The sequence below is a fragment of the Flavobacterium hibisci genome, assembly GCF_020026925.1.
GTDB classification, from domain to species: Bacteria; Bacteroidota; Bacteroidia; order Flavobacteriales; family Flavobacteriaceae; genus Flavobacterium; species Flavobacterium hibisci.
In genome coordinates this window covers 132,764-145,953 of sequence record NZ_JAIQDW010000002.1, presented here as the reverse complement: position 1 = coordinate 145,953, position 13,190 = coordinate 132,764, and the positions used below count along the sequence as shown (strand labels likewise).

The window sequence follows — 13,190 nt, the reverse complement described above, 5'->3', positions numbered from 1 at the left end:
GGTTAATTTCAAATAAAATAAAATCATATAATAATAAAAACTCTGGCTTAGCTGGAGTTTTTTGTTTGTTAAAAAGTCACTTAAGATAATTAGAGTTTAGAATTTCCAATAATTAGAATTCAGTTTTACGATTTAATTTTTCTGTTAATTCGGTGATAAACGGTAAGACGAATAATATCACGATCGTAGAAATCGACACCGCTGGACCGCCTCTGAAAGTTTTTTAAATAGCCTAATTCCAAACCAATATTTGGGTTGAAATGATATCGCAGGGCTGTATAGAACCGGTTTTGGTCAAAAGTATTTTTCTTATTGTCTTTTCCGTGATTAAATAAAATTTCATCGGAAATGGTGCCTTTTAAACTTCGTTTTTCTTTTTCCCAAAGTGTAAACGTAGATTGTAAACGGTATCTGAATCGGAAAGAAAAAGAAAAATCATTTAACAGTTCCGTTTTAGTCGATTTTTCTATAAAACGTTCTTCTAACTGAAAACGATTATGGAAAGTAATTTTTACGAGGTCATGAATAAGAGTGATATCCTGTTGAATACGATATTCGGGAATTGAGAACTCAGGATCAGACAAAGGTGTTTGGGTGTTAACGCTAAAATAAGCAAATCCTGCACCAGTGTCAATATGCTCACTGGCACGATATCTTCCCTGTGTCCTGAAAACAAATACATTTTCATGAACCGGATTTATAAAGCTCCGGTTGTCAAGTTCAGAATGTAGTGACCATTTTTTTGATAAAGGAAAAATATTGTAATATCTAATCCATGTCAGAGTTTGGTGTTCTACGTTTTTTGTGCTTTGCGCTAAAGAGAATTGACCTAAAAATGCCCAAAAAAGAAAGAATCTGAAAAATTTCATCTACATTATATAAATTCAAGCTGCGAATATATACAAATGAGTGATGATTTTGGGCAGAATAAAAATTGTTTTGAATGCTGTTTTGTGAATTTAAAGCAAAAAAACGAGATACACTTAATAAATGCATCTCGTTTTAACCAAACTAACTTTCTTTAATTTTATTACAGCGAATATTTTAGAGTAATTCCATATGTTCTTTGGTCACCTAATACAGCCGCGTAATGTCCTGCATTTCCGCCAGCTGGCAATAATTGCTCATAATAATCCTTGTTTAAAATATTACGTCCCCAGAAGTGAACAGATAAACCATCTGTTGCACGGAAACCTAAACGGGCATTAAAAATAGCATAACCCGGAACTATTAAATATTTTGAAGCTGATGGGCTTGATGAGAATTCAGATCTGGCATAGCTATCAAGGGCTATAAAAAATTTACTCGAGTTCCCGAAGAATCTTGCGTTTTTAGTATATTCACCTCCTAAGCTTCCTGCCCATTTTGAAACACCAGGCAAATCAGATCCTGAAACATCTTTATAATTTACGGCTTTTCCATCCACAACAAGACCAGTTTCTTCCAAAGGTAGTGGCGCATTTGTAAATTTAATGTATTTACCGTCGCTATAAGTTGCAGCTCCGTAAACACTAAACTGTCTGTTGATTACAAAACTTGCGTCTAATTCTGCTCCTCTTACTCTTACTTTATCAGCATTGGCAAGGTATCCACGATTCACACCCAATTCAGCGGCCTGAACGTTTGTCTGAAAATCTTTAATATCAGTATTGAATACTGTAAGATTCAGGATGGAATTTCTGAATGGAGAAGTTTTAATACCTGCTTCATAATGATTAACATCTTCAGGTTTAATTACTGCAAGATCACTTAATGTTTGGCCAGCTGGCGGTGTAGGAAGCCCGGCAACATTTACACCAACTGGTTTGTAGCTTTTTGCATAAGTAGCATAAGCATTGATTTTATCGCTAAATTTATATGTCAAAGTCAAATTTCCTGAAAAATCGGTATCGTCTGTACTTGAGTCAAAAGCCTGATCTGTATAGACTAATTTTTTCAGAGCAATTAATGCTGGGTCATTTGTCTGAAGACCGCCGTATGTGGTACGTTTATAGTTTGCTTCTTTTTTATCAAAGTTATATCGCAAACCAGGTAATACATGCAGACGATCTGTTATGGCCCAGTCTAACTGACCAAATACTGCAGCACTCGATGCTCTGATTCTTGCATCAGTTTTAATTCCGTAACCTTCAAAAAGGCCGGGTGTTTTCCATAAATTACTTGTTGTACTTTGAGAAAATCTCCATTGTGCACTTCCTGATTCTTCTGTACCATCTGTTTGTGATGTCTGGTCGATAAAGAATACACCTGCAACACCACTAATTTTCGACGAAAGCTGACCAGCATATCGAACTTCCTGTGTAATTTGAGTTTGTCTTGTAGGGTTTTGTGATTTTGCCAAAACCTGTAATCCTGTAAAATCCCTGTCATTTGATGGATCCCAGTTCCAAAAACGCCATGCAGTTGTTGATGTTAATGTTCCGCCACCAATTTTAGTGTCAATATTTAAGGATATGCCTCCCATGTCCTGTCCTGATCTCCAGGGTGTATCCTGATCGATTTTACGGTCAAATGCATTTCTGCTTGGGAGTTGATAATTTAAATCGGCAATAATAGCATCAAATTGACGATAAGCAGCTCTGTTTGTTGGCGCAACACCTGCAATTACTTGTGCATATCCGTCAGGACGCTGTGTTGTGATATCTGCAGCTAATATAATATTGGTATTTTCTGAAGGAGTATAAAGCAACTGTCCTCTGATTCCCTGGTTGTTAAGGGTGTTTGTTGCTCTTCCTGTTGCAATATTATCAACCAGACCATCGCGTTGTGTACCAGAAAAAGAAAGGCGTCCGGCAATTTTTTTGCTTAAAGCACCTGTAACAGAAGCTTTAGCCTGAAGAAATGCATAGTTTCCGTAACTCACTTCAAAATCTGCACCTGATGTAAAACTTGGTTTGCGGGTTGTAATGTTAAAGGCTCCTGATGTGGTGTTTTTTCCAAACAGTGATCCTTGTGGTCCACGTAAAACTTCAATTCGTTCTACATCTACAAAATCTAAGGTTGTTGCTGCCGGACGTGCATAATAAACACCATCAACATAGAAACCAACACCCGGATCAATACCATCATTAGTAAGTCCGTATGGAGAACCTAAACCACGAATATTGATACCTGTATTTCTTGGATTGGATGAATATAATTGAACAGACGGAACCAGTTCTTTAATACGATTTACATTAAAAGCTCCGGCTTGTTCAGCTTGTTTTCCAGTTACAACTGAAACTGCAATTGGAATATCCTGAACTTTTTCTATTCTTCGTCTGGAAGAAACCACAACTTCGATAAGTTCATTTTCTTCTTTTAATGCGACTTCTAATACAGGAACAGGTAAGGTTGTAACCTCTACTTCTATAGTTTTATAACCTACATATTGCACTAAAAGTGTAAAAGGGAGATTTTTGCCATTTGTGTCAAGGCTAAATTTTCCATTTTCATCAGCAATAGTACTTATGATTGTTCCTTTGATAACTACATTGGCTGCACCTAGAGGATTTTTTTGTGAGTCTGTAATTTTACCTTCAATGTTTTGTGCAAATGAAACGGAGAAAGTTATAATTGAAAGTAGTGTAAATATATTTTTTATAGAATTTTTCATTTTTATATTATGTATATGTAATTAGTAGAATTTATTTTTAAATTTTTTTACCAGCACATACACATCATAGAAGAATTATTTTTCACTGCTGTGAAAATTATATTGCTACTTTTTTCCAAAAGATTTTTCGAGACATAAGACTTGCTAAATTTTACTTTCATTGTTCAAAAAATTGTAATGATTTGTTAATTATTTTTTGGCAAATATATATAAAATCTATCAGTTTAGTAGGGTTTTAAAAAATATTTTTTATTTTTTTATCAATGAAGCTATTGTGATGTTCTGCATTGCTTTTAAAGTTTCATCACGAATAATCATCAAACCGTGTCTCAGACTGCATTCTTCCTCAGTTTTACAATCTAAACAACGCTCATAAAAATTTAAAGAAGCACAAGGCAAAAGTGCAATTGCCCCATCAAATAAACGATGAATTTCTGCAAGAGTGATATCATTTTTGGATTTTATCAGATAATATCCGCCAAATTTTCCCTGTTTACTACTCACAAAACGTCCTCGTTTCAGGTCTAATAAAATTTGTTCCAAAAACTTTTTAGGAATATTAGCACCTTCAGCAATTTCTATAGTTTTAGAAATGTGATCTTCCTCTTGTTCTGCTAGATAAAGTAAGGCTTTAAGAGCATATTTTGCTTTATGTGATAACATTTTTTTTAATATGAATTATAAAATATGAATTAAATTTTAGAGTAAAATATTTTCAAAGATAACTCTCCTAACTTGAAACATCAAACAAATTTTACTTTACCAGCCACCGCTAGAGCCTCCTCCTGAGAAACCTCCACCTCCAAATCCGCCACCGAAGCCACCGCCTCCGCCAAAACCACCTCCGGATGATCCGCCACCGAAACCTCCAAATCCGCCTCCGCTGCTTCTGCCTAGACTGCTTAAAAGAATAACATCCATCAAACTTGGACCTCCGCCGCTATTATTGCCTGAATTTCCTCCGCCTCCTCTTTTATTTCGGGACACCAAAATTAATACAATCACGATAATAACTATAAAAGGGAGTATTGGAAAATCTTTTCCTTTACTCTGTTTTCTTTCACCTTTGAATTTTCCTTTGAAAACATCAATTATAGCATCTGTTCCTTTATCAAGGCCATTATAAAAACTTCCAGCTTTAAACTCTGGAATAATAATATTTCGAATTATGGTTCCGCCTATTCCGGCAGTTAAGCGGTCTTCTAAACCATAACCGGGATTAATTGCAATTTTCTTTTCGTTTTTAGCCAATAAAATAATTACACCATTATCATCTTGTTTTGTTCCTCCAATTCCCCAGGTTTGCCCCCATTTAGTTGCCAACTGACTTACATCTTCTCCTTTTAAACTTTCGATTGTTATAACTACAATTTGAGTTGTTGTTGAATCTGAATACCGAATTAGTTTCTCTTCTAATTGTGTTTTTTCTGAAGCACTTAAAATATTAGCATAATCGTAAACTGATGTTTGTTTTTGGGGTATTTTAGGTATTTCAAATTGCGCAAAGATACTATTAGAAATAAAAAGCGCTAACAAAAAGGTAAACAGAAAAATTCCATTGGAATTTGATGTTTTATTTTTAGAATTTTTCATTATTTATCCTTTTGAGATTTCGTTAGATAATTCATTTTTATCGTCTTCTGATGACGGGAAATATTTTTTTAATTGTTCGCCGGCATTTAAAATTCCGTCAACAATTCCCTGCTTAAAGTTTCCTGCTTTAAAGTGATTTGTCATAACGTCTTTAGTGCAGTCCCAAAAATCATTGGTTACAAGATCGTTTATACCCTTATCACCGCAAATGACAAAATTTTTATCATCAACAGCAAAATAAAACAAAACACCATTCTGAAGCTGGGTTTCATTCATTCGTAATTCATAAAAAACTTCTAAAGCCCTGTCAAAAGGAACTTTAGAAGTCGTTTTTTCTATATGAACTCTAATCTCGCCAGAAGTGTTTTCTTCAGCCATGCGAATAGCTTCAACTATTTCCTGCTCTTCTTCCCTGGTTAAAAAATCTTCTACTTTTGACATTTGAATTATTTTAGAGTTACGATTTTTTATTTAGAATTTTACTTCAACAGGTTTATCTGCTCCGGTAGAAGCTTCAAAATATGGTTTTTCTTTATATTCGCTCAGGAACCAGTTATTTGGGATTTTTAAAATATAACCGTTGTAAACCTGTACAGATTCATTAAAACGTGTTCTTGCAGTTAAAATCTGGTTTTCGGTACTAGCAAGCTCATCTTGTAATTTCAGGAAGTTTTCATTTGCTTTTAATGTTGGATATTGCTCAACAGATACTAATAATCTTGATAAAGACGAGCTTACCCCGCTTTGTGCCTGATTGAATTGTGCTAATTGTTCCGGAGTTACATTGCTTGGGTCAACCGTTACTGAAGTAGCTTTTGCTCTTGCTTCAATTACAGCTGTTAATGTCTCTTTTTCAAAATTAGCCGCACCTTTTACGGTATTTACTAAGTTCCCAATAAGGTCATTACGTCTCTGGTAAGCTGTTTGTACATTTCCCCAGTCTTTATTTACAGCCTGGCTATGCTGTAAAGCAGTATTTTTAATTCCAATTGACCAAAATGCGATAATTGCAATAAGCGCTACAATAATTCCTACGGGGATTAACCACTTTTTCATATTTTTTTTAATTTAAGTTTATTCAATTTTTAATTACAATTCGTTTTTTATATCTGTTAGTTGTGTTTTTATGGACTCTAATTTACGTATTATTTCGAATTTATCTAATGTTTTCTTCTGGCCTTCCTTCAAATGTGTTTTGGCTCCTTCAAGTGTAAAACCGCGCTCTTTGACCAAATGATAAATCAATTGTAAATTTGTAATATCTTCATGTGTAAACATTCTGTTGCCTTTGGCATTCTTTTTAGGTTTGAGAATGTCAAATTCGCTGTCCCAAAACCGTATCAAAGAGGCATTGACATTAAATGCTTTGGCTACTTCGCCAATGCTGAAATATCTTTTATCTTTAGAAAGCTCAATATGCATGATCTTTGTTTTTCTATTTTATTCAAACTTACTACTTTTTGCAGTATTAATCTAATGATTGGTTTTCCTGATTTGCCAAATGCGAAATCGCCACGTATTCTACAGCCGAAATGTTTCCGTAATAAAAATTCAGCGGATTTACAACTTTCCCATCTTTATGTACCTCATAATGACAATGTGGACCTTCTGATCTTCCTGTGCTGCCAACGTAGCCAATCACATCACCACGTTTTACTCTTTGACCCGGACGGCAGTTGTATTTGCTCAAATGGGCATACAAACTTTCGTATCCAAAACCGTGCCTGATGACTACGTGGTTACCAAACCCTGATGCCGTATTGTCAGCCCTTGCCACAATGCCATCACCGGTTGCATACACCGGAGCTCCAGTATTAGCCGTGAAATCCATTCCGTTATGCATTTTTCGTACTTTCGTGAAAGGATCGATTCTGTATCCAAAACCGGATGCTACTCGTTTTAAATTTTCGTTTTGTACTGGCTGAATGGCAGGAATTGCTGCCAGTAAATTCTTTTTTGTACTGGCCAGCTTTAAAATGTCATCTAATGATTTTGACTGGATAGCCAGTTCTTTCGAAAGTTGATCAATGCGTTTAGTAGTGTTTAGGACCAATTGAGAATTATTATAGCCTTCTAAATCTTTATATCTTTTGCTATCTTTAAATCCTGCTTTTCTGATAGAATCCGGAATTTCGGTTTTGTTAAAGTAAGTTCTGTAAATATTATTGTCCCTGTCTTCCAAAGCTTCAGCTACAGCATCAATTTCATCCATTCTTTTATTTAAAATCGCATATTGTATTTTTAAATTCTCAATTTCCCGGGCCTGTAACCGGTCTTTTGGCGTTTCAAAATAGGGAGTATTGATTAAAAGGACAAATATTAAAAAACCAAACAATGCTGAAGCCAGTAAAAACAAGAATCCGTAACCAATTTTGATTCTCTTTTTTGTTTTTATTTTCGTATACGCCAGATTTTCTGAGTCGTAATAATATTTTACTTTCGCCATATTTTAAAATACCCTATTTTTGCAGCTTGTAAAATTAGTCAGACGAACAAAATTAGTAAATGTTTCAGTTGTTCGTGGCTTTTTTTCAAGAACAAAATTAATTAGATAATTGGGGAATTAGATAATTAGATAATGCGCAAAATAAGGAATTTATTGTTTTAAACGATTAGTTTTTTATTATCGATTTCGAAATTAATACATTATCAAAATTCACAAATTATCTAATTGTCTAATTTTCAAATTGACACATTAAAACAGACACATTTTCTAATTAAAATATGAAATCACAAGACGTACGTAAACAATTTCTGGACTTTTTTAAGAGCAACGGACATTTAATTGTTCCATCTGCTCCAATCGTGCTAAAAGACGACCCAACCCTTATGTTCAATAACTCGGGAATGGCCCAGTTTAAAGAATTTTTCTTAGGAAACGGAACTCCAAAAAGTCCTAGAATAGCCGATACGCAAAAATGTCTTCGCGTTTCAGGAAAACATAACGATCTTGAAGATGTAGGTTTTGATACGTATCACCATACCATGTTTGAGATGTTAGGAAACTGGTCTTTTGGTGATTATTTCAAAAAAGAGGCTATTAACTGGGCTTGGCAGTTATTGACAGAAGTCTATAAAATCCCAAAAGAGAATCTTTATGTTTCTGTCTTTGAAGGAAGTAAAGAAGATAATGTTCCGTTTGATCAGGAAGCTTGGGATATCTGGAAAACATTAATTGATGAAGACCGAATTATTCTTGGAAATAAAAAAGACAATTTCTGGGAAATGGGAGATCAGGGACCATGCGGGCCATGTTCTGAAATTCACGTTGATTTACGTCCGGAATCTGAAAAAGCTTTGGTTACAGGAAAAAGTCTTGTAAATAATGACCATCCACAGGTAGTTGAAATCTGGAATAATGTATTTATGGAATTCAACCGTAAAGCAGATGGTTCTCTAGAAAAACTTCCTGCACAGCACGTTGATACCGGAATGGGATTTGAACGTTTGTGTATGGCGTTGCAGGGAAAAACTTCTAATTATGATACGGATGTTTTTACACCGCTTATTGAGAAAGTAGAGCAAATTACAGGTTTAAAATATACTTCTGATGAAATTAAAAACATCAGTGAAGAACAAAATAAAACGAACATCGCGATTCGTGTAGTGGTAGATCACGTTCGTGCGGTTGCTTTTGCAATTGCAGATGGACAATTGCCGTCTAACACGGGTGCAGGTTATGTAATCCGTCGTATTTTGCGTCGTGCTATTCGCTACGGATTTACATTTTTGGGTACAAAAGAGCCTTTTATCAATAAATTGGTTGAAGTTCTAGCGGACCAAATGGGAGAATTTTTCCCTGAAATCAAATCGCAGCAACAATTGGTTACCAATGTAATTCGTGAAGAAGAAGCTTCTTTCTTAAGAACTTTAGATCAGGGCTTACAATTGTTAGAAAATGTTGTTGCTGAAACATCTGGAAAAGAGGTTTCTGGTGCAAAGGTTTTTGAATTGTACGATACTTTCGGTTTTCCGAAAGATTTAACGGCTTTGATTCTGAAAGAAAAAGGATTCTCTTATAATGAAGAAGAATTCGAATCTGAATTACAAAAACAAAAAGCGCGTTCTCGCGCCGCTTCTGAAGTTTCTACAGAAGACTGGAATGTTTTGATTCCTGGAAATGTGGAAACATTTGTAGGTTACGACAAAACGGAGAACGAAGTTAAAATTACACGTATCAGAAAAGTGGATTCTAAAAAAGATGGTATTTTATACCAAATCGTTTTAGACAATACACCGTTTTATCCGGAAGGAGGAGGACAAGTTGGTGATAAAGGAACGCTTGTTTCTGCAAACGAAACAATCGAAATTATCGATACAAAAAAAGAAAATAATCTGATTCTGCATTTTGCAAAACAGCTTCCGGAAAATGTTGAAGCAGGTTTCGTGGCAAAAGTAAATACTGATTTAAGAACATCAACTTCAAAAAATCACTCGGCTACACATTTGATGCACTTAGCTTTGAGAAATATTTTAGGAACGCATGTGGAGCAGAAAGGATCGTTGGTAAATCCAAATTACCTGCGTTTTGACTTCTCTCATTTCAGTAAAGTTTCTGATGAAGAAATTAAACAGGTTGAAGCTTCTGTAAATGCTCAAATTGAGGCACAATTGCAATTAGTAGAGCACAGAAACATTCCGATCAAAGAAGCTTTAGATAAAGGCGCAATGGCTTTGTTCGGTGAAAAATACGGTGATACAGTTCGTATGATCGAGTTTGGAGAAAGTAAAGAACTTTGTGGAGGTATTCACGTAAAAAATACTGCTGATATCTGGCATTTCAAGATTATTTCTGAAGGTGCTGTTGCAGCTGGAATTCGTCGTATTGAAGCAATCACTGGTGATGCGGTGAAAAACTTCTACTTAAATCAGGAAAATACTTTAGCAGAAATAAAAGAAACACTTAAAAATCCGCAGGATATTTTAAAATCGGTTGCTTCACTTCAGAATGACAATGCGAAACTGAAAAAACAAGTGGAACAATTGCTTAAAGAAAAAGTAGGTTCGTTAAAAACGGAATTAGAAAAAGATTTTGAAGTAGTAAACGGTGTTAATTTCCTTGCAAAACAAGTAGATTTAAGCATGGCTTCAACAAAAGATTTAGCTCAGGCTTTAGGAAGTTCAAAAGCAGATTCGTTTGTGTTTTTAGCTTCTGTTGAAGATGGTTTACCAAATATTCATTGTTATATTTCTAAGGAATTGGCAGCGGCTAAAAGCTTAAATGCTAATGCAGTTATTAAAGAATTAGGGAAATATATTGATGGAAACGGAGGAGGACAGCCTTTCTTCGCTTCTGGAAAAGGAAAAAATGCAGCTGGAGTTGCTGAGGCGCTTTCGAAAGCAGTGGATTTCATGAAGTAGATTTTTTAATCTCGCAAAGACGAAGAATTTTTTATAAAACAAACCCGATAGGTATTAAACTTGTCGGGTTTTTAAATATTTATTATGGAAATTAAAGATGTATGTTATACCGTAGGTATTTTGTTGACATTTATTATTGGTTTTTTAAATTATCTTGTGTCAATAAAAAATAGAAGAAATTTTCTGAGAGAATTAATTTATAAAGAACAACTTAATATAGTTGGAAAAATAAATTCTGAATTCCATATTCTTAATACACTTTTAATTAGATCTTTAAAGGCTAGAAAAAAAATTAGTTATAATGAAATTGAAATGAAAGTATTAGAAATAGATAATATTCTTTATTCGAATACTCATTTATTGCCTACAAAAATTTTTAATTTCTGGAAAGAGATTTTAGTTATTTTGGATGAATTTTCAAATCACTTTGATAATTCTGATAGTAAAGTTCTAAGGGAATGTTACGATAAATTTGGGGATAAATATTATACTATTATAAAATTAGTAGTTAAAGATTTTGGTATAGATAAATTATATTTAGAGAATAAATCTATATTGATGAATGATTATTAGTGTTAATTAACATCAATATTCCAATAATTAAGTTTGGAATAAAAAGAGTAGTTTCAAATCTTTAAAACTTAAAAAAACATAGAATAAAAAAGCCACAAAGTTTATAAAAATAAAACTTTGCGACTCTGCGTCTTTGCGAGATTCTTTTACAAGTGGTTACTTGCGCTCTCCAATCTGCTGGCGCCACATAGCGTAATACAATCCTCTTTCGGCAATTAAATCATCATGTTTTCCCTGCTCAATTATTTTACCTTGTTCCAGAACAAAAATTCTGTCAGCATGCATTACCGTAGACAAACGGTGGGCGATTAAAACCGTGATTCTGTTTTGATCCGAGATACTTCTAATCGTAGCATTGATTTCTTCTTCCGTAATAGAATCCAAAGCAGAAGTTGCTTCATCAAAAATCAATAAATTCGGATTTCTTAAAATAGCTCTTGCGATTGATAATCTTTGCTTTTCTCCTCCTGAAACTTTTATTCCGCCTTCTCCTATAGTGGTATTTAAACCGTCTTCGGCACGAACTAATAATTTTTCGCAACTGGCTTTTTTTAAGGCATTGTGTAAATCCTCATCAGTAGCATTTGGTTTTACAAACAATAAATTTTCCCGGATTGTTCCCGAGAATAATTGGGCATCCTGAGTTACAAATCCGAGTTGTTTTCTTAAATCGAGCAGGTCAATTTCTGTCGAATCAATATCATTATAAAAAACCTGACCTTCTGCAGGAGTATATAATCCGACTAATAATTTTACCAAAGTTGTTTTTCCGGAACCAGATGGACCAACGAAGGCAACAGTCTGTCCTTGTTTGATTTCGAAATTAATATTTTCAACGGCTTTAAATTTAGCCGTTTTGTGCTGGAAACTTACATTAGAGAATAGTAAAGACTGAATTGCTCCAACATGTTTTGGCGTTTTCGGGCGAAATTCTTTTGGAGCATTTAAAAGGATCCTGAAATTTTCCATTGAAACTTTAGTTTCGTTAAGCACGATTATAAAGTTTCCCAATTCCTGTAAAGGGCCAAAAATAAAAAAGGTAAAAAATACCATAGTAAGTAAATCACCTACAATAATTTTTCCTCCAAAAAGGAAATAATATAATGTAAAAACAACGCAGGTCCTTAAAAAGTGAACCGTTGTACCCTGAATAAAACTTAAACTTCTGATAAAGCGAACCTTTTCTAATTCAAGCTGCAGAATCTTAAAAGTATTCAGGTTCAGACGCTTTTCTTCCTGATACGTTAATCCAAGACTTTTTACCAATTCTATATTTCTTAAACTTTCGGTTGTTGAACCAGCCAGTGCATTAGTTTGATTCACAATTTTTCTGGAAACGATTTTTATTTTTTTCCCAAGATAAGAACTTACCAAAGCAATAATGGGAGCTGTAACTAAAAAGATAAGCGAAATGCGATAATCGATTCGGGCAATATAAACGATAACGAATACAAAACCGATGATAGTCTGAAAGATAAGTGAAATTGAAAGTGTAATTAATTTTTCAGAATCAGAACGTACTTTGGTCAGTTTGCTTAACGTTTCACCACTTCGCTGATCTTCAAATTCGGCATAAGGCAAATCAAGTGATTTTTTAATTCCATCAGTATACATTTGTGCACCGGTTCGCTGAATTACAACATTGGTAAAATAATCCTGAAAATTTTTGGTAACTCTTGAAATCATTGCCGCGCCAAGGGAAAGTCCCAACCAAAAAGACAATGATTTTATAAAACCATTTACATTTCCGTCATATTTATGCAAACCAACGCCGCAGTCCTGCATTAATTTACCTGTAATAATGGAGTCTGATAAACTAAAACAAATGTTTATAGTAGCCATAATCAAAGCAAAAAATAAAAGCATTTTATGTTTGATTATATAGGAGTATAATAATTTCATAAGAGATTTATAATTAAAAAGAAGAAATACAAAAGTACAAAATAGACAGGCATCATTTGGCGGATTTTGTTGTATTTAAAAGTTAATTTTTAAACCATAATTTAAATTATAAAAAACAGTAATTTTTTTTATCGAATAATGAATTGCTTACAAGTCTGTCCTTTAG

General features: G+C 34.0%; 11 protein-coding genes. 2 read left to right on the top strand and 9 right to left on the bottom strand.

What is annotated here, in order from left to right:
- Nucleotides 1-125 precede the first annotated feature (125 nt).
- From K8B81_RS03070 to K8B81_RS03035, 8 genes are all read right to left on the bottom strand, one after another.
- A complete protein-coding gene (locus K8B81_RS03070) occupies nucleotides 126-869 on the bottom strand; it encodes a DUF2490 domain-containing protein (RefSeq protein WP_223678729.1) in 744 nt (247 codons plus the stop codon).
- Between the two features lie 161 nt (nucleotides 870-1,030).
- Nucleotides 1,031-3,595: a TonB-dependent receptor gene (locus K8B81_RS03065; protein ID WP_223678728.1), complete on the bottom strand. Its 2,565-nt coding sequence runs from the start codon at nucleotides 3,593-3,595 to the stop codon at nucleotides 1,031-1,033.
- Between the two features lie 249 nt (nucleotides 3,596-3,844).
- Nucleotides 3,845-4,258 (bottom strand): RrF2 family transcriptional regulator, encoded by a 414-nt coding sequence (locus K8B81_RS03060; RefSeq protein ID WP_223678727.1) that lies wholly within the window; start codon nucleotides 4,256-4,258, stop codon nucleotides 3,845-3,847.
- Between the two features lie 96 nt (nucleotides 4,259-4,354).
- Nucleotides 4,355-5,188 carry a TPM domain-containing protein gene (locus tag K8B81_RS03055; protein ID WP_223678726.1) on the bottom strand — a complete coding sequence of 278 codons (834 nt, stop codon included), beginning with the start codon at nucleotides 5,186-5,188 and terminating at the stop codon, nucleotides 4,355-4,357.
- Nucleotides 5,189-5,191: 3 nt separating this feature from the next.
- On the bottom strand, nucleotides 5,192-5,629 hold the full coding sequence (locus tag K8B81_RS03050) for a TPM domain-containing protein (RefSeq protein ID WP_223678725.1): 438 nt from the start codon (nucleotides 5,627-5,629) through the stop codon (nucleotides 5,192-5,194).
- 30 nt (nucleotides 5,630-5,659) lie between these two features.
- On the bottom strand, nucleotides 5,660-6,244 hold the full coding sequence (locus tag K8B81_RS03045) for a LemA family protein (RefSeq protein ID WP_223678724.1): 585 nt from the start codon (nucleotides 6,242-6,244) through the stop codon (nucleotides 5,660-5,662).
- Nucleotides 6,245-6,277: 33 nt separating this feature from the next.
- Complete coding sequence (locus tag K8B81_RS03040) at nucleotides 6,278-6,610, bottom strand: MerR family transcriptional regulator (protein WP_223678723.1); 333 nt, start codon at nucleotides 6,608-6,610, stop codon at nucleotides 6,278-6,280.
- 46 nt (nucleotides 6,611-6,656) lie between these two features.
- Nucleotides 6,657-7,634 carry a M23 family metallopeptidase gene (locus tag K8B81_RS03035; protein WP_223678722.1) on the bottom strand — a complete coding sequence of 326 codons (978 nt, stop codon included), beginning with the start codon at nucleotides 7,632-7,634 and terminating at the stop codon, nucleotides 6,657-6,659.
- A 278-nt stretch (nucleotides 7,635-7,912) separates the two neighbouring features.
- On the opposite strand from K8B81_RS03035, the gene alaS reads away from it, so the two are divergent.
- Together alaS and K8B81_RS03025 are read left to right on the top strand one after the other, a co-directional pair.
- Nucleotides 7,913-10,549, top strand: coding sequence for an alanine--tRNA ligase (gene alaS, locus K8B81_RS03030; RefSeq protein WP_223678721.1), 2,637 nt, complete (start codon nucleotides 7,913-7,915; stop codon nucleotides 10,547-10,549).
- Between the two features lie 84 nt (nucleotides 10,550-10,633).
- Nucleotides 10,634-11,122 (top strand): hypothetical protein, encoded by a 489-nt coding sequence (locus K8B81_RS03025; RefSeq protein ID WP_223678720.1) that lies wholly within the window; start codon nucleotides 10,634-10,636, stop codon nucleotides 11,120-11,122.
- Nucleotides 11,123-11,278: 156 nt separating this feature from the next.
- Here K8B81_RS03025 and K8B81_RS03020 read toward each other — a convergent pair whose 3' ends face one another.
- Entirely contained in the window at nucleotides 11,279-13,024 is a 1,746-nt protein-coding gene (locus tag K8B81_RS03020) for an ABC transporter ATP-binding protein (protein WP_223678719.1), read from the bottom strand.
- Nucleotides 13,025-13,190: the final 166 nt, after the last annotated feature.